Annotated in this window: 18 protein-coding genes; 15 read left to right on the top strand and 3 right to left on the bottom strand. The window is 69.0% G+C overall.

Annotation, left to right across the window (positions count from 1 at the left end; translation table 11 throughout):
• Together AC0IZS_RS26370 and AC0IZS_RS26365 are read right to left on the bottom strand one after the other, a co-directional pair.
• On the bottom strand, nucleotides 1–1,182 hold the full coding sequence (locus AC0IZS_RS26370) for an efflux RND transporter periplasmic adaptor subunit (RefSeq protein ID WP_471638384.1): 1,182 nt from the start codon (nucleotides 1,180–1,182) through the stop codon (nucleotides 1–3).
• 3 nt (nucleotides 1,183–1,185) lie between these two features.
• On the bottom strand, nucleotides 1,186–1,896 hold the full coding sequence (locus tag AC0IZS_RS26365; protein WP_471638383.1) for a TetR/AcrR family transcriptional regulator: 711 nt from the start codon (nucleotides 1,894–1,896) through the stop codon (nucleotides 1,186–1,188).
• 347 nt (nucleotides 1,897–2,243) lie between these two features.
• On the opposite strand from AC0IZS_RS26365, the gene AC0IZS_RS26360 reads away from it, so the two are divergent.
• The 15 genes from AC0IZS_RS26360 to msrA all read left to right on the top strand — a co-directional run bounded on the left by AC0IZS_RS26360 (nucleotide 2,244) and on the right by msrA (nucleotide 17,680).
• The gene (locus AC0IZS_RS26360; protein WP_471638382.1) at nucleotides 2,244–3,044 is read left to right on the top strand and encodes a GntR family transcriptional regulator; all 801 of its coding nucleotides are present in this window, start codon (nucleotides 2,244–2,246) and stop codon (nucleotides 3,042–3,044) included.
• A 44-nt stretch (nucleotides 3,045–3,088) separates the two neighbouring features.
• Nucleotides 3,089–4,291: an ABC transporter substrate-binding protein gene (locus tag AC0IZS_RS26355; RefSeq protein WP_471638381.1), complete on the top strand. Its 1,203-nt coding sequence runs from the start codon at nucleotides 3,089–3,091 to the stop codon at nucleotides 4,289–4,291.
• Between the two features lie 93 nt (nucleotides 4,292–4,384).
• Nucleotides 4,385–5,257 (top strand): branched-chain amino acid ABC transporter permease, encoded by an 873-nt coding sequence (locus tag AC0IZS_RS26350; protein ID WP_471638380.1) that lies wholly within the window; start codon nucleotides 4,385–4,387, stop codon nucleotides 5,255–5,257.
• Complete coding sequence (locus AC0IZS_RS26345; protein WP_471638379.1) at nucleotides 5,254–6,228, top strand: branched-chain amino acid ABC transporter permease; 975 nt, start codon at nucleotides 5,254–5,256, stop codon at nucleotides 6,226–6,228. Before AC0IZS_RS26350 ends, AC0IZS_RS26345 begins: the two co-directional genes overlap by 4 nt.
• Nucleotides 6,218–6,979 (top strand): ABC transporter ATP-binding protein, encoded by a 762-nt coding sequence (locus AC0IZS_RS26340; protein ID WP_471638378.1) that lies wholly within the window; start codon nucleotides 6,218–6,220, stop codon nucleotides 6,977–6,979. The genes AC0IZS_RS26345 and AC0IZS_RS26340 overlap by 11 nt, the downstream gene beginning before the upstream one ends.
• Nucleotides 6,976–7,692 (top strand): ABC transporter ATP-binding protein, encoded by a 717-nt coding sequence (locus AC0IZS_RS26335; RefSeq protein ID WP_471638377.1) that lies wholly within the window; start codon nucleotides 6,976–6,978, stop codon nucleotides 7,690–7,692. The genes AC0IZS_RS26340 and AC0IZS_RS26335 overlap by 4 nt, the downstream gene beginning before the upstream one ends.
• 21 nt (nucleotides 7,693–7,713) lie before the next feature.
• On the top strand, nucleotides 7,714–8,664 hold the full coding sequence (locus AC0IZS_RS26330) for a tripartite tricarboxylate transporter substrate binding protein (protein WP_471639580.1): 951 nt from the start codon (nucleotides 7,714–7,716) through the stop codon (nucleotides 8,662–8,664).
• Nucleotides 8,661–9,938 carry a 3-isopropylmalate dehydratase large subunit gene (locus AC0IZS_RS26325; protein WP_471638376.1) on the top strand — a complete coding sequence of 426 codons (1,278 nt, stop codon included), beginning with the start codon at nucleotides 8,661–8,663 and terminating at the stop codon, nucleotides 9,936–9,938. The genes AC0IZS_RS26330 and AC0IZS_RS26325 overlap by 4 nt, the downstream gene beginning before the upstream one ends.
• Nucleotides 9,935–10,438 carry a LeuD/DmdB family oxidoreductase small subunit gene (locus tag AC0IZS_RS26320; protein ID WP_471638375.1) on the top strand — a complete coding sequence of 168 codons (504 nt, stop codon included), beginning with the start codon at nucleotides 9,935–9,937 and terminating at the stop codon, nucleotides 10,436–10,438. Before AC0IZS_RS26325 ends, AC0IZS_RS26320 begins: the two co-directional genes overlap by 4 nt.
• Nucleotides 10,431–12,140 (top strand): hydantoinase B/oxoprolinase family protein, encoded by a 1,710-nt coding sequence (locus AC0IZS_RS26315; protein WP_471638374.1) that lies wholly within the window; start codon nucleotides 10,431–10,433, stop codon nucleotides 12,138–12,140. The genes AC0IZS_RS26320 and AC0IZS_RS26315 overlap by 8 nt, the downstream gene beginning before the upstream one ends.
• Entirely contained in the window at nucleotides 12,137–14,179 is a 2,043-nt protein-coding gene (locus tag AC0IZS_RS26310) for a hydantoinase/oxoprolinase family protein (RefSeq protein ID WP_471638373.1), read from the top strand. The genes AC0IZS_RS26315 and AC0IZS_RS26310 overlap by 4 nt, the downstream gene beginning before the upstream one ends.
• A complete protein-coding gene (locus tag AC0IZS_RS26305) occupies nucleotides 14,176–14,802 on the top strand; it encodes a cysteine hydrolase family protein (protein ID WP_471638372.1) in 627 nt (208 codons plus the stop codon). Before AC0IZS_RS26310 ends, AC0IZS_RS26305 begins: the two co-directional genes overlap by 4 nt.
• The gene (locus tag AC0IZS_RS26300) at nucleotides 14,799–16,205 is read left to right on the top strand and encodes an FAD-dependent oxidoreductase (protein ID WP_471638371.1); all 1,407 of its coding nucleotides are present in this window, start codon (nucleotides 14,799–14,801) and stop codon (nucleotides 16,203–16,205) included. The genes AC0IZS_RS26305 and AC0IZS_RS26300 overlap by 4 nt, the downstream gene beginning before the upstream one ends.
• Nucleotides 16,202–17,065: an isocitrate lyase/PEP mutase family protein gene (locus AC0IZS_RS26295; protein ID WP_471638370.1), complete on the top strand. Its 864-nt coding sequence runs from the start codon at nucleotides 16,202–16,204 to the stop codon at nucleotides 17,063–17,065. The genes AC0IZS_RS26300 and AC0IZS_RS26295 overlap by 4 nt, the downstream gene beginning before the upstream one ends.
• Nucleotides 17,066–17,134: 69 nt before the next feature.
• Nucleotides 17,135–17,680: a peptide-methionine (S)-S-oxide reductase MsrA gene (gene msrA, locus AC0IZS_RS26290; RefSeq protein WP_471638369.1), complete on the top strand. Its 546-nt coding sequence runs from the start codon at nucleotides 17,135–17,137 to the stop codon at nucleotides 17,678–17,680.
• On the opposite strand, the gene AC0IZS_RS26285 is transcribed toward msrA, so the two are convergent.
• Nucleotides 17,667–18,632, bottom strand: coding sequence for a class I SAM-dependent methyltransferase (locus AC0IZS_RS26285; protein WP_471638368.1), 966 nt, complete (start codon nucleotides 18,630–18,632; stop codon nucleotides 17,667–17,669). The two genes, msrA and AC0IZS_RS26285, sit on opposite strands and share 14 nt — an antisense overlap.
• Between the last annotated feature and the right edge of the window lie 38 nt (nucleotides 18,633–18,670).

Raw genomic sequence — 18,670 nt, 5'->3', positions numbered from 1 at the left:
TCAGGGCGCGGGGCGCGATGCGGTGGCCGGGGCGGAAGGCGCTGCAGTGGGAGCCGCCGCCGTGGTGACGGCCGTGCCTTCGCGCAACTGGCCCATGCGGCCAGAAACCACCACCGTGCCTTCGGGCGCGCCGTCGATGGCGACCAGGGTCTGGCCATCGACCACGGCGCGTGCGCCGGTCTTGACGGACAGGTAGACCACCTTGCCGTCCCGCACGGTCTGGATGTAGGGCGCGGGCTTGTCGGTGCGCACTGCGTCGAGCGGCACGGCCAGCACGTCGGCGCGGCCGGTATCGAGCAGGCCCTGCACGAACAGGCCCTGGCGCAGCGCGGGTGCTCCGCGGTTCTGCGCAATGGCCAGGTACACCGGCACGGTACGGCTGCCGGCCTGGGCGCTGGGGTTGATGCGGGCCACGGTGGCCACCACGGGCTCGGTGCTGCCTTCGATCTGCAACTGGGCCTTCTGGCCCACGCGCACGGCCAGCGAGTCGGCCGGGCTCAGCAGGGCTTCGAGCTCCAGGCGCGACAGATCGACCACCTCCAGCACACGGCCGTCGATGGGCATGCGCTCGCCAGGCTGGGCCAGGCGCTGCGATACCTGGCCGGTGATGGGGCTGCGCAGCACCGTGTCGTCCAGCGACTTTTTGGCCACATCGGCGGCAGCCAGCGCCGCACGGTAGGTGGATTGGGCCGATTCCAGGCTGGCCTGCGAGGTGACGAGGGCCGTGGCCGAGATGAAGCCCTGGTTCACCAGGGCCTGGTTGTTGGTGACCGTGCGCTGGTTGATGTCCACCTGCGCCTTGGCTGCGTCGGCCTGCTGCTGCGCCTGGCGCAGGCGCGCCTGGGATTCGGTGGCCTCGATGCGGGCCAGCACCTGGCCGGCGCGCACGCTGTCGCCTTCGCGCACCGTCAGGCCCTGCAGTTCACCCGCCACCCGCGCCTTGACCATGGCCGATTCGGTGGCGCGCAGCGAGCCGGACACGGGCACGCCCAGCACCAGGCTCCTGCGCTGCACGCCCACCAGTTCGCTGGCGGCCAGTTGCAAGGGCGCCTCGGCGCGCTGGGTGGCCGCTTGCGCCAGGGCTTTTTGCTGCGCCTGGCGTGCGGCCATGGCGCGCCAGGCGCCACCGCCCACCAGCACGACGACGGCGGCCGCAGCCAGCCAGGGAATCCAGCGTTTCATGGGTCAGGCCGCAGAAGAAGAAAGGGGAGGGGCGGAGAGGGTGGGGGCGAAAGGCCCTGTGTCCGGGCGGGCGCACAGGCCGTAGAGCACATTGTCCACCTGCGCATCGATGAACTTCTCGGGCCCGAGCTCCAAGGCATCGGGCATGCAGGCGCCCATGGAGTGCTTCCACAGCATCAGGAAGATGATCGGTGCCATCACCACATGCACGGCGTAGTCGAGGTTCACGGGACGGAATTCGCCCCGGTCGATGCCGCGGCGCAGGATGCGGCGCACCAGGTCCTGCCCTGGCCGTATCACCTCCTGCTGGTAGAAGACGGTGATCTCGGGGAAATTCTGGGACTCGCTGAACATCAGCTTGGTGATGCCCGAGGCCTTGGTGGCGCCGATGCGCTCCCACCAGACCTGGTAGCAGTGGCGCAGCAGCTCGCCGGTCGTGCCTTCGAAGGTTTCGAGCTCATGGCTCCACTCCTCGAAGCGGCCGGCGATGTTCTGGCGCACCACGGCCTTGAACAGCTCTTCCTTGCTCGGGAAGTAGAGGAACAGTGTGCCCTTGGACACCCCCGCGCGCGCCGCCACATCATCCACCCGAGTGGCGGCGAAGCCTTTTTCGACGAACAGGTCGAGCGCGGCCTCCAGCAGTTCGCCGGGGCGCGCTTCCTTGCGGCGTTCACGCTTGGTACCGGCAGAAGGGGTGGTGGGGGCAGTGCTCAAGGGGCTTTCTAGTTAATGACTGACTGGTTAGTAATATAGCAAGCGCATGTGTCGGCGTCAATTCAACGGAGTCCGCGGCCACGAAAAAAGCCACGTTTGCATGGGTGTGCGGGTAAACCCCGGGGTTCCGGTGCGGGTGCCCGGCCCTCGCCACGAACTGCCCGCCGATTCACCCTCCCCAAGGCGGTGCGAATTCCCTCGCAAGCCCCATAAGCGTGCGTACAGGCGCTCTAAAAATGGGAGCGCCAAGATGGGTGCGGCGCCGGGGCGCAAATGTCCTTAAAACAGGACCAAATCGACTCAAATGTCTCATTGACAGGACATTAGAGATATTCGACCATGAATCCATGTCGCCCAATCTGCCATTGCCCAAGTACCACCAGATCTACCTGGTGCTGCGCGAGCAGCTGCAGGAAGGGCGCTTCGCTGCCGGCCTGCCCGGCGAGCTGGCGCTGATGCAGCAGTTCTCCGTGGCCCGCGTCACCGTGCGCCGCGCGCTGGAGCTGCTGCAGGGCGAAGGGCTGATCTCGCGCGAACCCGGCCGGGGCACCCGTCCCGTGGTGCCGGTGGATGCCGGGCCGCAGGGCGCACAGGGCCACCCGCACAGCAACCGCGCCCAGCTCACCGGTCTGCTCGAAAACCTGGTCAGCATGGGCCTGCGCACCTCGGTGAAGGTGCTCGACGTGGAGACGGTGACCGCCTCGCGCGCCGTGGCGGGGGCCCTGCAGATCGCCGTGGGCGACTCGGTGCAGAAGGCGGTGCGGGTGCGCAGCACGCGCGAGGGCCCGCTGTCGCACATCACCACCTACGTGCCGGCCGACATCGGCCGCCAGTTCGGGCGCCGCGAGCTCGCGCGCAAGCCCATCCTGGTGCTGCTGGAGGAGTCGGGCGTGAAGGTGGGCCGCGCCCACCAGACCATTTCCGCCAAGCTGGCCGATGCCGTGGTGGCCCGCCACCTCGACGTCTCGGTGGGCTCGGCCCTGCTGGCAGTGCGCCGCCTGATCCTGGACGACCAGGAGCGCCCGGTGCAGTGGCTGCACGGCCTGTACCGGCCGGACCGCTACGAGTACGAGATGCAGCTGTCGCGCGTGGGCAGCATCGACGCCAAGGTCTGGGTCAGCAAAGAGCTGTCGGCCCAGTTCCACTGAATGAATACAACAACCGCTTCGACCATCCCCCAAGGAGTACGCCCATGAGTAACCGCCGCCATTTCCTATCCCAGTCGGCCGTCGCCGCATCGGCCCTGGCCTTCCCCCTGGTGGGCGGCGCACAGGCCAAGGCGGTCAAGGTGGGGGTGCTGCACCCGGTGACGGGGGCGCTGGCCTACTCGGGCCAGCAGTGCCGCGAAGGCGCGACGATGGCCATCGAGGACATCAACAAGGCCGGGGGCATCAAGTCGCTGGGCGGCGCCAGGCTCGAGGCGCTGCTCGGCGATGCGCAATCCCAGCCCCAGGCCGGCGCGGCCGAGGTGGAGAAGATGAACGAGGCCGGCGTATCCGCAGTGGTGGGGGCGTTTGCCTCGGCCATCTGCCTGGCGACCACGCAGGCCGCCGCCAAGTACAACCTGCCGCACATCGTCGATGTGGGCGTGGCCGACCAGATCGTGGAGCGCGGGTTGAAGAACACCTTCCGCTTCGGCCCGGGCTACAAGAAATGCGCCGAAACCGCGGTGGCCAACCTGCACGTGCTCAACACCGCGGCCGGCAAGCCCGCCAAGACGGTGATGATCATCCACGAGGAGTCGCTGTTCGGCTCGGGCACGGCCCAGTTGCTGGCGCGCGAGCTGCCGGGCTACGGCTACGAGGTCAAGGAGGTCGTCAAGCACGCCAACCCGACGCGCGACTTCAACAACATCGTGCTGCGCATGAAGGCGATCAATCCCGACATCGTGATCCCCGCCAACTACTACAACGAGTACGCGCTGCTGGTGCGCACCATGCAGCAGCAAAAGGTTACCCCGAAGGCCATTTACTCGGTGCTGGGCGGTGCCGCGTCGAGCTACAAGTTCGTCAAGGAGTTTCCGGACGCGGCCAACGGCATCATCGACTGCAATCACTGGTTCAACCCCAAGGACAAGCGGGCGCAGGACCTCAAGAAGCGGGTGGAAGCCAAGGGCCTGTTCTTCAGCTACGAGCTGTTCATGACCTACACGTCCATGTGGCTGCTGGCCGATGCGCTGGAGCGCGCCAAATCGGTGGACCGCGCCGCCATCATCGACGCGCTGGAGAAGAGCACCTTCTCTGACCACATCATGCCGTACGGTGCCACGAAGTTCGTGGCCGGGCAGAACCAGGGTGCCCAGCCGCTCATGACCCAGGTGCTCAAGAACGACATCAAGGTCATCATCCCGCGCGACTACCGCGAAGCGGACCCGCTCTTCCCGCTGAAGGCCTGAGAGCCCAAGACCATGCCTGAATCTCTGTTTCCGGCGCCAGAAAGCCTGGCGCCAGGCTACGCCTTTGCCTGACATGCCGCAGACCCCGCACCCATGTTCGAGCTCAGCATCCTCTTCCCCTCGGTCCTCAACGGCCTGACGACCGGCGCGGTCTACGCGCTGATTGCGCTGGGCCTCACGCTGATCTACGGCGTGCTGCACATCATCAACTTCGCGCACGGCGCGTCGCTGATGCTGGCGCTGTACGCCGTCTACCTGCTCAAGCAGCACTGGGGGATCGACCCCTACCTGGCGCTGCCCATCCTCGTGCCCGGCATGTTCGCCCTGGGCTATGGGCTGCAGCGCGTGGTCATCAACCGCGCCAGCCATGGCAAGGACGAGAACATCCTGCTGGTCACGCTGGGCATCTCCATCGTCATGGAGAACCTGGCGCTGCTGTTCTTCAAGTCCGACACGCGCACCATCGAGACGGCCTACACCCTCACCACCGTGGCCATCGGCCCGGCCATGATCGCACTGCCCAAGCTGGTGTCGTTTGCCGGGGCGCTGGTGGTCTCGGGCCTGCTGCTGTGGATCGTCGGGCGCACCGACCTGGGCCGGGCCATCCGCGCCGTGGCGCGCGAAAAGCACGGCGCCAAGCTCATGGGCATCCATGTGGACCATGTCTACGCCATGAGCTTCGGCATCGGCCTGGCCTGCCTGGGGGCGGCCGCCTGCTTCCTGCTGCCGGCCTACTACGTCAACCCGCAGGTGGGCAGCGGCTTCGTGCTGGTGGCCTTCACCATCGTCGTGCTCGGCGGCATGGGCAGCTTTGCCGGGGCGCTTGTGGGCGGGTTGCTGATCGGGGTGGTGGAATCGCTCGGCGGCCTGTTCCTCGGTGAATCATTGGGGCAGATCGGCATCTTCGCCATCTTCATCGCCGTCTTGCTGTTTCGCCCGCAGGGCCTTTTTGGAGCCCGGCAGTGAACAAGCAACTTTGGGCCATTGGCCTCTTCGCGCTGGCTGTCGCAGCCCTCACGGGCTGGTCCGACTCCGGCGTGCTGCTCAACTTCGTGATGATGGCGCTGTATGCGGCCTTGCTGGCGCAGGCCTGGAACATCCTGGGCGGTTTCGGCGGGCAGTTCTCGTTCGGCCATGCGCTGTTCTTCGGCACGGGCGCCTATATCCAGGCCATTGCACAGATGCAGGGCGGCATCAATGCCTGGCTGGCCCTGCCCATGGCGGTGGCCGGCGGCGCCCTGGTGGGTTTGTTCGTGGGCGGGCTGTCGTTCCGCTACGGGCTCAAGGGCTCGTATTTCGCGCTGGTCACGCTGGCGTTCGCCGAGGTGTTCCGCATCCTGGCGCTGTCGGTGCCCTTCACCGGCGCGGGCGTGGGTCTGATGCTGCCGCTCAGGGAGTCGCTGGGCAACATGCAGTTCGGCTCGCGCAAGGGCTATGTATTCCTCATCCTGGCGCTGGTCACCCTGGCGCTGCTGGTGAGCTGGTGGCTGCGCAACTCGCGCTTCGGCGCCTGGCTGCAGGCCGTGCGCGACAACGAGGATGCGGCGCGCGCCATCGGCGTCAACCCGTTCACGGTGAAGATGGGCGCCATCGCGCTCTCGGGCGGCTTCATGGGCGCGGCGGGGGCGTTCTACGTGCAGGTGTTCCAGTACATCGACCCGGGCATCGCCTATGGGTCGGTGACCTCGGTGGAGGCCCTGGTGGCGGCCATCGTGGGGGGCATCGGCACCATCTGGGGGCCGGTGCTCGGCGCGCTGGTGCTGCATGTGCTGGCCGACCTCACGCGCAACCTGTTCGGCCAGTTGCCGGGGATCAACATGGTGATCTACGGCGTGGTGCTGGTGCTCATCGTCATGTTCCTGCCGCGCGGCATCGCGGGCCTGGGCCAGTCGGTGGTGGACCTGTGGAAACGTTCGGGAGGCCGCCATGGCCAATGAGCTGCTGACCCTCACAGGGCTGGGCAAGTCGTTTGGCGGCCTCAAGGCGGTGCAGAACGTCAGCCTCACGGTACCCGAAGGCTCGCTGACCGCGCTGATCGGCCCCAATGGCGCCGGCAAGACCACGCTGTTCGCGCTGATGACCGGTTTCGTGAAGCCGGACTCGGGCACGGTGCAGTTCGCCGGGCGTGACATCACCGGCCAGGCGCCGCACCTCAATGCCCGCCTGGGCATGGCGCGCACCTTCCAGATCGTGCAGCCCTTTGCGGCCCAGACCGTGCGCGAGAACATTGCCGTGGGCGCGCACCTGCACGAGCCGCGCCGCGCGTCCGCCCTGGCGCTGGCCACCGAGGTGGCGGCGCGCGTGGGCCTGTCGGCCCAGCTCGACAAGCCTGCATCCGACCTCACGGTGGCCGGGCGCAAGCGGCTGGAGCTGGCGCGCGCGCTGGCCACCCGGCCGCGCCTCTTGCTGCTCGACGAGGTGCTGGCCGGCCTCAACCCCCAGGAGATTGCCGAAATGATTCCCGTGGTGCGCGGCATTGCAGAGGGTGGTGTGACGGTGCTGATGATCGAGCACGTGATGCAGGCCGTGATGAACCTGGCCGAGCACGTGTGGGTGCTGGCCCAGGGCCAGCTGATCGCCGAGGGCAACCCCGCCGCGGTGACGTCCGACGAACGCGTGATCGAGGCCTACCTGGGCCATGGCACGGCGGCGCGCTTGCGCGCCGCGGCCGCGAAGGAGGCCGCATGAGCACGGCTCCGCTGCTCGATATTGCCGGCCTGCGCGGCGGCTATGGCCGCGTGGAGGTGCTGCGCGGGGTGGACCTGCAGGTGAACCCCGGCGAGACCGTGGCCCTGCTGGGCAGCAACGGCGCGGGCAAGTCCACGCTGAACAACGTGGTCTGCGGCATCTACCCGGCCTGGGCCGGGCGCGTGGCCTTCGGTGGAGCCGACCTGAGCGGGGCCCACTACACGGCGGTCGTCAAGGCCGGGCTGATCCAGGTGCCCGAGGGGCGCAAGATCTTCCCCAACCTGAACGTGCTCGAAAACCTGTCGCTGGGCAGCTTCTCGCGCGCCCGCGAGCGCCGGGCCGAGAACATCGACAAGGTGTTCGCCACCTTCCCGCGCCTGAAGGAGCGCACCACCCAACTGGCCGGCACCATGAGCGGCGGCGAGCAGCAGATGCTGGCCATCGGCCGCGGCCTGATGGCCGAGCCGCGCCTTTTGATCCTGGACGAGCCCTCGCTCGGCCTGTCGCCCCTGCTGGTCGAAGAGATGTTCGGCCTGATCCGCCAGTTGCGCTCCACGGGCCTGGCCGTGCTGCTGGTGGAGCAGAACGTCGGCCAGTCCCTGGAGATCGCCGACCGTGCCTATGTGATGGAGAACGGGAGCATCCGCTTTTCGGGTGCCCCTGATGAACTGCTGCGCAGCGACGAACTGCGCCGGGCCTACCTGGGCCTTTGACAAGGAGACAAGCCCATGACGATTCCACGCCGAAACCTGCTGCTGGCCTTGCCCGCGGTGCTGCCCTTGGGCCATGCGCTGGCCCAGAGCGCCCCCATCCGCATCCTCGTGGGTGCGCCCGCTGGCGGCTCCACCGACACCCTGGCGCGCAACCTGGCCAGCGAGATGGGGCGCCAGCTTGGCCGCACCGTGGTGGTGGAAAACCGTCCGGGCGCCGGTGGCAATATCGCGGCCGATGCGGTGGCCAAGGCCGTGCCCGACGGCAACACGCTGCTCATGAGCTTCACCAGCCACGCGATCAACGCCAGCCTCTACCCCTCGCTGCCGTTCGACCCCATCAAGGACTTCACGCCGCTGACCTGCGTGGCCACCTCGCCCTCGATCCTGGTGGCCAACCCCTCGGTGCCGGCCAAGGACGTGCGCGAGCTGATCGCGCTGGCCAAGGCGCGGCCGGGCAAGCTCAATTTCGCCATCGGTGCCGTGGGCTCCTCCCTGCACCTGGCCGGCGATGCGTTCAAGATGCAGTCGGGCGCCTACATCGTCAACATTCCCTACCGGGGCACGGCGCCGGCGCTGCAGGACGTACTGGCCGGGCAGGTGGAGCTGATGTTCGCCGCCGTGGGCAACGCCCAGGCGCAGGTGCGGGCGGGCAAGCTGCGCGCGCTTGGCGTCACCAGTGCCCGGCGCCTGCCGGCCTTCCCGGACGTGCCCGCCATCGCCGAGGTGTTGCCGGGCTACGAATCGAGCGCCTGGTTCGGCCTGTTCGGGCCCGGGAACATGGCCCCCGAGCTGGCCAAGCGCCTGAGCGATGCAGCCCGCCAGGCCATCGCCACGCCCGAGGTGAAAAAGCGCCTGGAGACCGAAGGCGCCGTGCCCGTGGGCAACAGCCCCGAGGAGTTCGCGCGCTTCGTGCAGGCCGAGATCCCGCGCTGGGCCAAGATCGTGCGTTTTGCCGGAGCCAAGCCCGAATGAGCTCCCCGCCCAGCACCCTGGCACAGAAGCTGGTGGCCCGCGCGAGCGGGCGCACCGGCCTGGCGCCGGGGGACATCGTCAACTGCAAGGTGGACCTGGCCATGTTCCACGACTCGTCCGGTCCGCGGCGCCTCAAGCCCATGCTCGACGAGCTGGGCGCCACCATCTGGGACAAGTCGCGTGTGGTCTTGGTCATGGACCATTACCTGCCCGAGCGCGACGAGGAGTCGCGCCGCATCGTGCGCATCGCGCGTGACTGGGCGCGTGAGCAGGCCTTGCCCCATGTGTACGACGGCCAGGGCATCTGCCATGTGGTGGTGCCGCAGCACGGCCACATCCGCCCTGGCATGTTCTGCGTGGGGGGCGATTCGCATTCGCCCACAGGCGGGGCTTTCGGTGCCTACATGTTCGGCATCGGCAGCACCGAGATGCTGGGCGTGGTGGTCACCGGCGAGATCTGGCTGCGCGTGCCGCACACCCTGCAGATGCATTGGAGTGGAAAGCTCGCCACTGGCGTGACCGCCAAGGACATGATGCTGCACTTGATCGGCCGTTTCGGCATGAACGGTGGCCAGTACCAGGCCGTGGAGTTTGCCGGCCCGGCCGTGCAGGCCCTGTCGATGCAGGAGCGCATGACGCTCTCGAACATGAGCGCCGAGCTGGGCGCCCAGGCCGGCCTGATTGCCCCCGACGCCACCACGCGCGACTGGCTGGCCGCCCACGGCGTGCCCCTGGCGGATCTGCAAGACCTGGATGCCTGGGCGACCGACCCCGGCGCACCGCTTACCCGCCATGATTTCGACGCCGACACCCTGGCCCCCCAGGTGGCTGCGCCCCACAGCCCCGCCAATACCGCGGCGGTGGGCCAGCATGCGGGCACGCGCATCGACGTGGCCTACATCGGCGCCTGCACGGGCGCCAAGCTCGACGACCTGCGCGCTGCCGCCCGCGTGCTGCGCGGCCAGCGCGTGGCCAGCGGGGTGCGCCTGATGGTGGCACCCGCGAGCCAGCAGGACCAGGCAGCCGCGCGGGCCGAAGGCGTGCTGCAGGTGCTGGAGGACGCGGGCGCCGAGCTGTTCCCGACCACCTGCGGCGCCTGCGCCGGCTATGGCGATAGCGTGGGCGACGGCACCACCGTGATCTCCAGCACCGCGCGCAATTTCAAGGGGCGCATGGGCTCGGCCACGGCCCAGGTGTACTTGGCCTCGCCCTACACCGTGGCCGCCTCGGCCCTCCAGGGCCGGATTGCCGACCCGCGCGAGGTGCTGGCATGAGCGCCGCACTGCACAGGGTCTGGAAGCTCGGTGCCGACATCGACACCGACGTGCTGGCCCCGGGCCACGCGATGAAGCACGGTATCGACGTGCTGGCGCGCCACTGCCTCGAATCGGTGCGCCCGGACTTCGTGGGCGGCGTGTACCAGGGCGACGTGATCGTGGCCGGCCCCAATTTCGGCATCGGCTCCTCGCGCGAGCAGGCGGCCGCGGTGCTGGTGCGGCTCGGCATCGTGGCGGTCATCGCCCCCTCGTTCAGCGGCCTGTACTTTCGCAACGCCTTCAACCTGGGCCTGCTGCTGCTGACCTGCCCAGAGGCAGACCAGGTGGGCGAGGGTGCGCAGATCGCCCTCGACTGGCAGGCCCCTGCGGTGATCACTGCGGATGGCACGCGCCTGGCGTGCGATCCGATTCCCCCGTTTCTCATGGACATGGTGCGCGCTGGCGGTCTGATGAACCAGCTGCGCACCCGATTTGGCAAGGAGGCCTTGAATGGCTGAACAGACAACCACCAGCAGCAGCATGGACCCCGTGACCCTCGCGGTGCTGCGCGGCCGGCTTGAGCAGATTGCCGACGAGATGGACGCCACGCTGTACCGCAGCGCGTTCAACCCCATCATTGCCGAGGCGCACGACGCCTGCCACGGCCTGTACGATGCCACGAGCGGCGACACCCTGGTGCAGGGCAAGTCGGGCCTGCCGGTGTTCGTGGGGGCCATGGCCTTCGCGGTGCGCGCGGCCATGCGCATCGCCGCCGGGCGCGGGGGCATGGCACAGGGCGATACCTGGCTGTTCAACGACCCGTACGAGGGCGGCACGCATGCCAACGACTTCAAGCTGGTGCGGCCGTTCTTTCGCGGTGGCAGGCTCTACTGCTTTCTGGCGTCTGCAGCCCACTGGCACGACGTGGGCGGCAACGTGCCGGGCAACTACAACCCGGCTGCGACCGAGTGCTGGCAGGAGGCGGTGCAGATACCGCCGGTGCGCATCGTGCGCGGCGGCGCGCTCGACGAAGACGTGCTGGCCATCCTGAAAGCCAACACCCGCCTGCCCGACAGCCTGTGGGGCGACCTCAACGGCCAGCTCTCGGCCCTGGACCTGGGCGAGCGCCGCCTGCACGACCTGCTCGACCAGTATGGCGATGCGGTGGTGCTGCAGGCCATGGGCGAGCTGCGCACGCGCGCTGTCAGGCTGATGCGCTCGCACATCGCAGCGCTGCCCGATGGGCGCTACAGCTTCAGCGACATGCTGGACAACGACGGCGTGAAGGACGAGGCGCTGACCATCGCCCTGGACATGACCGTGCAGGGCGACCGGCTCACGCTCGACTTCTCGCGCACCTCACCCCAGTGCACCGGTCCAGTCAATATCTCGCGCGCCACGGCCATCGCGGCCTGCTACGTGGCGCTCAAGCACTTGTTTCCCGACGTGCCGGCCAATGCCGGCGTGCTCGACGCGGTGGACTTCGTGCTGCCTGATGGCCTGGTGATCAGCGCCGCGCGTCCGCGCCCGGTGGGTGGCTACACCGAGACCATTTTGCGCATGATCGACGTGATTTTCAGCGCCACGGCCCTGGCCGCGCCAGAACGGGCCATGGCCCAGGCCTACGGCACCATCAATGCGCTCTCGATCGCCGGTCACCGCACCGATGCCGCCCGCAAGGGCCAGCGCTGGGTGATGTTCAGTTTTTTCGGCGGGGGGCACGGCGGGCATTCGGACGGCGATGGCATGAGCCATGGCAATGCGCCCATCTCCACGGCGACCATTCCGCCGCTGGAGATCCTGGAGGCAGCCTACCCCGTGCGCTTCACCCAGTGGGCGCTGCGCCCAGGCTCGGGCGGCGACGGCCAGCATCGGGGCGGCCTGGGGGCCATCTATGAAATCGAGTTGCTGGAGCAGGATGCCGAGGTCTTCATCTTCGGCGAGCGCGGCAAGGCTGCGCCCCAGGGCATTGCCGGGGGCGGGGAGGCTGCCATGAACGTCTTCAGCTACGAGAACGCGGGCACATGGAAGGTGCCGCCCATGCGTTCCAAGATGATCGGCATCCGGCTGCAAAAGGGCGAGCGCGTGCGGCTGGAGACACCCGGTGGAGGAGGCTACGGCGTGCCTGCGGCACGGTCAGCCGCAGCGCGCCAGAGCGATGAGGCGATGGGTTATGTAGTGGCGGACAACAGCGCAGCAGCAGTGAAAGGCGCAGCATGAGCGGCAAGGCTTCCTTTGTGGTGGGGGTGGACGTGGGTGGCACCTTCACCGATCTGTTCGTGCTCGACGAGGCCGATGGCAGTGCGCGCATCGTCAAGGTGCCTTCGACCCGGGGGGAGGAGGCGCGCGGCTTCATGAACGGCGTGGCGCGCGTGGCGGATTCGGCGGCGGCCATTGCCACCATCGTGCATGGCACGACGGTGGGCACGAATGCGCTGCTGGAGCGTAAGGTGGCGCGCACCGGCATCATCACCACGCGCGGCTTTCGCGACGTGCTGGAGATGCGCCGGCGCGACCGGCCCCAGACCTGGGGCCTGCGCGGCAGCTTCGAGCCCATCGTGCCGCGCGACCTGCGCCTGGAGGTGGACGAGCGCGTGCTGGCCGACGGCACGGTGCACACGCCGGTCGACCTGGACCAGGTGAAAGCCCAGGCCCAGGCATTGCTCGATGCCGGCTGCGAGGCGGTCTGCGTGTTCTTCATCAACACCTACGCCAACCCGGCCAACGAGCAGGCGGCCGTGGCCGCCGTGCGCAGCCTCTGGCCCAACCCGCATGTCACGGCGGCCAGTGAGGTGCTGCCCGAGATCCGCGAGTTTGAGCGCTGCTCGACCGCCACGCTCAATGCCGCCCTGCAGCCCGTGGTGGGCAGCTACCTGGAGCGGCTGGAGGGCGACCTGCGCGGCCAGGGCTTTGCGGGCGAGCTGCTCATCGTGCAGAGCAATGGCGGCGTGATGTCGCGCCAGACGGCGTGCGATGTGCCTGTGCGCACGGCGCTGTCGGGCCCGGCGGCGGGCGTGATCGCCTGCGCGGCCATTGCGCGGGCGGCGGGCTTTCCCGATGCGATCACGGGCGACATGGGCGGCACTTCGTTCGACGTGTCGCTGGTCGCAGGCGGCGAGGCGGCCCTGGCGGCGCAGACCTCCATCGAGTTCGGCATGGTGGTGCGCTCGCCCATGATCCAGATCGAGACCATCGGCGCGGGCGGCGGCTCCATCGCCTCGGTGGACGCCAGCGGCATGCTGCAGGTGGGTCCCGAGTCGGCCGGCAGCGTGCCGGGCCCCGCCTGCTACGGGCGCGGCAACACCCGGCCCACGGTGACGGATGCCAATGTGCTGCTGGGCCGCATCGCAGCCGACCGCCCTTTGGGCGGTGGCCTGCTCGCGGCCATGGATGCCGGCAAATCCCGCGAGGCCATCGAAACCCACGTGGCCCAGCCCCTGGGCCTGGAGGTGATGGCGGCGGCCGAGGCCATCCTCACCGTGGCCAATGCCAAGATGGCCGGCGCCGTGCGCGTGGTGTCCATCGAGCGCGGGCACGATCCGCGCCAGTTCGCCTACATGCCCTTCGGCGGCGGTGGCGCCCTGCATGTCTGCGCCATGATGCGCGAGGTGGGCGTGGGCACGGGCATCGTGCCGCGCTACCCCGGTGTCACGTCCGCGCTGGGCTGCGTGATGGCCGACATGCGCCACGACGCCGTGCAAACCCTGAACAAGCCCCTGGCAGACCTGGACGTGGCCGACCTGCGCCAGCGCGTGCAGGCCCTGTCGGCTGCCTGCCAGCAGCGCCTGGATTCGGCCGGCGTGCAGTTCGTGCAGGTGCAGGAGATCATCGCCCTGGACATGCTCTATGCCGGACAGACGCACACCGTGCAGGTGCCGCTCGCAGCGGATGCCCTCAGCCGCGAAGGCATCCAGGCCGCTTTCGAGGCCGCCTACCGCGCCGCCTTCGGCCGCGTGCTCGACGGCATTGCCGTGCGGGTGATGAACCTGCGCTACGCCCGCGTGGGTGTGCGCCCCAAGTTCGACCTCACGGTGCTGGCCCCGCAATCGACCACGCTGAACCCCTCCCTGGGCGTGCAGCGGGTGTTCCACGCCGGCCAGTGGTGGGATGCAGCGCGCCATGCGCGGCTGGACCTGCCGGTGGGCGCCCGCATCGACGGCCCGGCCATTTTGGAACAGCCCGACACCACGGTGTGGCTGGAGCCGGACTTCCATGCCACGGTGGACACGCTGGGCAACCTTTTGGTGCGCGCAGCATGACGGCCGCCACGCCCCTCAGTCCGCGGCGCGTGGCGCTGGTCGTGGTCGACCTGCAGAACGACTTCCTGGCGCCCGACGGTGCCTATGCGCGCGGCGGCGCGGTCAGCCCTGCGGCGCAGGCCTTGCCGGCGCGGGTCGCGCAGGTGGCCACTGCCGTCAAGGCCGGGGGCGGCTTGGTCGCGGGCAGCCAGTTCACGCTCTGGCCCGATGCCCAGGGCGAGCCCATGGTCTCGCCGCACCTCCAGGCGCTGCGGCCCTTTCTGCGGCGCGGCGACTTCGCGCCCGGCAGCCGGGGCCAGGCCCATGTGCCCGAGATCGCCCCCTGGGTGGACCTCTCGGTGTGCAAGGTGGCCTACTCGGCTTTTTTCAACACCCAGCTCGACTGGGTGCTGCGCCGCGCGGGCATCGACACCGTGGCCGTGTGCGGCATCGTCACCAACGGCGGCGTGGCCAGCACGGTGCGCGATGCCCACATGCGCGACTACCGCACCCTGGTGCTGTCGGACGGCTGCGCTGCCTTCCGCCAGGACGTGCATGACACCGCGCTGGCCGACATGGGCACCGTGGCCCAGGTGCTGGGCTGCGCAGAGTTCATGGCTGCGCTGGCGGCTGGCACGCCATGACGGGCACGCTGCCGACCATCCGCCGCGCCGACCGCATGCCCGCGGCCGCGCAGGGCAACCATGTGCCCGTGGCCGTCGTCGGCGGCGGCGCCTGCGGCCTGACGGCCGCGCTGGTGCTGCACGACCTGGGTGTGGAATGCGCCGTGCTGGAGCGCGATGCCACGCCCACGGGCTCCTCGGCCCTGTCCTCGGGCTTCATCCCGGCACCGGCCACGCGGGTGCAGAGGGAACTGGGCATTGACGACAGCCCCGAGCGCTTTGCCGCCGACATCAGCGCCAAGGCCAAGGGCCGGGCTGCACCGCAGTTGGTGCAGGCCTACGCCCGGGCCATCGGCCCCGCGCTCGACGCGCTGCAGCAGCGCCATGGCCTGCAGTGGCAGGTGCTCGACGGCTTTCTGTACCCCGGCCACAGCGTGCGCCGCATGCATGCCGTGCCCGAAAAGACCGGGGTGGGCCTGATGGGCCGCCTGGCCAATGCCGTCGCGGCGTCCGACATCCCCCTGGTGACCGATGCCACCGTGCGCGAGCTGTGGGCCGACGAGACCGGCCTGGTGATCGGCGTGGGCTACGAGCGGCCGGATGGCGCGCTGGAGCACCTGTCGTGCGATGCGGTCCTCCTGGCCTGCAACGGCTTTGGCGGCAATGCCGCCATGGTGCGCGAGCTGCTGCCCGAAATGCGCGATGCCCTGTTTGCCGGCCACACGGGCAACGACGGCAGCGCCATCGCCTGGGGCCGTGCGCTGGGCGCGCGCCTGGCCGACCTGGGCGGCTACCAGGGCCATGGCTCCTGGGCCATCCCCCAGGGCGCGCTGATCTCCTGGGCGCTGATGATGGAGGGCGGCATCCAGGTCAACGCCCTGGGTCGGCGCTTCCATGACGAGACGCAGGGCTATTCCGAAGCCTCCGTGCATGTGCTGGCCCAGCCGGGTGGTGTGGCCTGGAATGTGTTCGATGCGCCCCTCCTCGCGCTGGCGCGTGGTTTCCCGGATTTTGTGGACGCCGAGGCCGCAGGTGCCGTGAAGCACTGCGACAGCGTGCAGGCCCTGGCGGCCGTGATCGGTTGCGACGAGGCGGCGCTGGCCGCCACGCTGGCGGGGCAGGGCCCGCACCCGCGCCCGATGGCGCGGCCCTTGCAGGCGCCGTACTGCGCCGTCAAGGTCACGGGCGCGCTGTTCCACACCCAGGGCGGGCTCGACATCGATGCGCAATGCCGGGTGCTCGACACGGTGGGCCGGCCATTTCCCAACCTGCTGGCGGCCGGCGGCGCCGCGCGTGGCGTCTCGGGCGATGCCGTCTGGGGCTACCTTTCGGGCAACGGCCTCTTGAGCGCCGTGGCCGGTGGCTACATCGCTGCCCACACCGCCGCCCATCTGCTCCATCCCTCCACGGGCAATACCCCATGACTGGCATTTCCTTGCACGAACGGCTGCAGCAGCCGCAGATCCTTCTGGCCCCCGGTGTCTACGACGCGCTGAGCGCCCTGGTGGCCGAGCAGGCCGCCTTCGAGGCGCTGTACCTCTCGGGTGCCTCCATCGCCTACACCCGGCTGGGCCGCTCCGACGTGGGCCTGACCACCTACACCGAGGTGGAGGACACGCTGGCGCGCATCACCGAGCGGGTGCGAACGCCGGTGATCGTGGATGCCGACACCGGCTTCGGCAACGCCCTGAATGTGCAGCGCACCGTGCGCGGCTTCGAGCGAGCCGGCGCCGCCATGGTGCAGATCGAGGACCAGGGCTTTCCCAAGCGCTGCGGCCACCTGGACGGCAAGAGCGTGGTGCCTGCCGCCGAAATGGTGGGCAAACTGCGCGCCGCGCTCGACGCGCGCCACCATTCCCACACCTTGGTGCTGGCACGCACCGATGCGCTGGCGGTCGAGGGCATCGAGGCTGCGTTCGACCGCGCCGAGCGCTATCTGGAGTGCGGGGTGGATGCGCTCTTTATCGAAGCCCTGCGCACGCCTGAGCAGATGGACGCCGCCTGCCAGCGCTTTGCCCACCGCATCCCGCTGCTGGCCAACATGGTTGAAGGCGGCAAGACCCCGGTGCAAAGCGCGAAGCAACTGGGCCAGCGCGGTTTTCGCATCGCCATCTTCCCGGGCGGCACGGCGCGGGCCGTGTCCCACACCCTGCAAGGCTATTACGCCAGCCTGCAGGCCCACCAGACCACGGCGCCGTTCAAGGAGCGCATGCTGGATTTCGATGGGCTCAATGCGCTGATCGGGACACCCGAGTTGATGGAGCAGGGCAAGAAGTACGAATAGCCCCGCCGGCACTGCGGCACCCGAGGCCGCTTACCATTCCATGGAAATCCTTCATTGCATGGAGAACACATGGCAGACAAACTGCAAACCATCACCTTGGGCGGCGGCTGCTTCTGGTGCACCGAGGCGGTGTTCGACCGCGTGCGCGGCATCACCGACGTGGAAAGCGGCTACACCAACGGCCAGACGATCCAGCCCACCTACGAGCAGATCTGCCAGGGCGACACCGGGCATGCCGAAGTGGTGCGCCTGACCTTCGATGCCGACGAGATCAGCCTCGAAGAGATCCTGGAGATCTTCTTCCACACCCACGACCCGACCACCCTCAACCGCCAGGGCAACGACGTGGGCACCCAGTACCGCAGCGGCATCTACTACGACAACCCGGCCCACGGCGAGGCGGCCCATGCCATGGTGCGCCAGATGTCGCAGGACAAGCTGTTCGGCGCGCCCATCACCACCGAAGTGAAGCCTCTGACCAACTACAGTACGGCCGAGGACTACCACCAGGACTACTTTGCCAAGCACCCGGGCCAGGGCTACTGCGCCTTTGTGGTGGGCCCCAAGGTGGACAAGTTCCGCAAGACCTTCCGCAAGTACCTCAAGGAGGATTGAGCACGGTGGGCCTGTCGCCCACCCGCACGCGCACCACGCCGCCCAGCAGTCCACCCATGGCCCGTTGCAGCCGGGAGGCGGGGCGGCTCGACAGCAGGGTGCGCATGATGTCCTGCGCACTGATGATCTCCGCAGGCGCAAAGCCGCAGTCCGCGAGCATGGCCTGCAGTTCTGTGTCATCCAGGAAGCAATGCCAGGGCTCGCCCATGCGGCGAAAACGGCGTGCCATCAGGCCCAGGGCCAGCCGCCGGCCCAGCTCCTTCGGGGCAGGGCGCCGCACATAGTCGAAAACGAGCACGCTGCCCGGCGCCATCTGCGTTCCGATGCGTTCCAGCGTGGCCCGTACGGCCGAGGGGGCCAGGTACATGCTGACGCCCAGCCAGGCGAACACGGTGCGTTCGTGCGGGTCCAGACCCTGGGCGACCAGGTGCTGCATGAAGTCCTGGCGCTCGAAGTCCACCGGCACATGGGTCGCACCGGGCCGCATCCACAGGCCGGCGCAGGCGGCCAACTGCTGCTTCCAGGCCTGGGTGGCCGGGTGATCGACCTCGAACACCCGGGCAAGCCCCTTGGGCCAGCCCCTGCGCAAGGCGAAGGTATCCAGGCCCGCGCCCAGCACCACGTACTGCGTGGCCCCGGCGGTCACCGCCTCGCGCAGGGTGTCTTCGGCGATGCGGCTGCGGGCGGCCAGGGCTCCGCGCATGGCTTCGGAGAAGCTGCCCCGGTCGCTCAGGTGCCCACCGGGTCCGTGGTCGATGGCCCATTGGCGCACTGCGACGCCCAGCTCAGGCCCCAGAATCTCGAGGGCCAGCGGGTCGGCGAACACTTCACCCCCGTCCAGCAACTGGTGCCGGGCGCGGGCAATGCCGCACAGCAAGGCCGTGCGGCTGGGTCGGGCCGAGGCCAGAAGGGGTTGCAGGGCAGGGGAGATGGAGGGTGGGTTGTGGGCCATGGAGGCGATTCTGAAAGGTCCGCGCCCGGCCGTCTTGA

This window comes from Acidovorax sp. AC410 (assembly GCF_979253235.1).
Note: the sequence above shows the minus strand (reverse complement) of the source record. Positions and strands in the feature narration are given on the sequence as shown.

Bases quoted from the DNA above. Each gene is read 5' to 3' on its own strand.
- AC0IZS_RS26370 (WP_471638384.1), bottom strand. From the start codon at position 1,182: ATGAAACGCTGGATTCCCTGGCTGGCTGCGGCCGCCGTCGTCGTGCTG.
- AC0IZS_RS26360 (WP_471638382.1), top strand. From the start codon at position 2,244: ATGTCGCCCAATCTGCCATTGCCCAAGTACCACCAGATCTACCTGGTG.
- AC0IZS_RS26355 (WP_471638381.1), top strand. From the start codon at position 3,089: ATGAGTAACCGCCGCCATTTCCTATCCCAGTCGGCCGTCGCCGCATCG.
- AC0IZS_RS26350 (WP_471638380.1), top strand. From the start codon at position 4,385: ATGTTCGAGCTCAGCATCCTCTTCCCCTCGGTCCTCAACGGCCTGACG.
- AC0IZS_RS26340 (WP_471638378.1), top strand. From the start codon at position 6,218: ATGGCCAATGAGCTGCTGACCCTCACAGGGCTGGGCAAGTCGTTTGGC.
- AC0IZS_RS26335 (WP_471638377.1), top strand. From the start codon at position 6,976: ATGAGCACGGCTCCGCTGCTCGATATTGCCGGCCTGCGCGGCGGCTAT.
- AC0IZS_RS26325 (WP_471638376.1), top strand. From the start codon at position 8,661: ATGAGCTCCCCGCCCAGCACCCTGGCACAGAAGCTGGTGGCCCGCGCG.
- AC0IZS_RS26320 (WP_471638375.1), top strand. From the start codon at position 9,935: ATGAGCGCCGCACTGCACAGGGTCTGGAAGCTCGGTGCCGACATCGAC.
- AC0IZS_RS26315 (WP_471638374.1), top strand. From the start codon at position 10,431: ATGGCTGAACAGACAACCACCAGCAGCAGCATGGACCCCGTGACCCTC.
- AC0IZS_RS26310 (WP_471638373.1), top strand. From the start codon at position 12,137: ATGAGCGGCAAGGCTTCCTTTGTGGTGGGGGTGGACGTGGGTGGCACC.
- AC0IZS_RS26305 (WP_471638372.1), top strand. From the start codon at position 14,176: ATGACGGCCGCCACGCCCCTCAGTCCGCGGCGCGTGGCGCTGGTCGTG.
- AC0IZS_RS26300 (WP_471638371.1), top strand. From the start codon at position 14,799: ATGACGGGCACGCTGCCGACCATCCGCCGCGCCGACCGCATGCCCGCG.
- AC0IZS_RS26295 (WP_471638370.1), top strand. From the start codon at position 16,202: ATGACTGGCATTTCCTTGCACGAACGGCTGCAGCAGCCGCAGATCCTT.
- msrA (WP_471638369.1), top strand. From the start codon at position 17,135: ATGGCAGACAAACTGCAAACCATCACCTTGGGCGGCGGCTGCTTCTGG.
- AC0IZS_RS26285 (WP_471638368.1), bottom strand. From the start codon at position 18,632: ATGGCCCACAACCCACCCTCCATCTCCCCTGCCCTGCAACCCCTTCTG.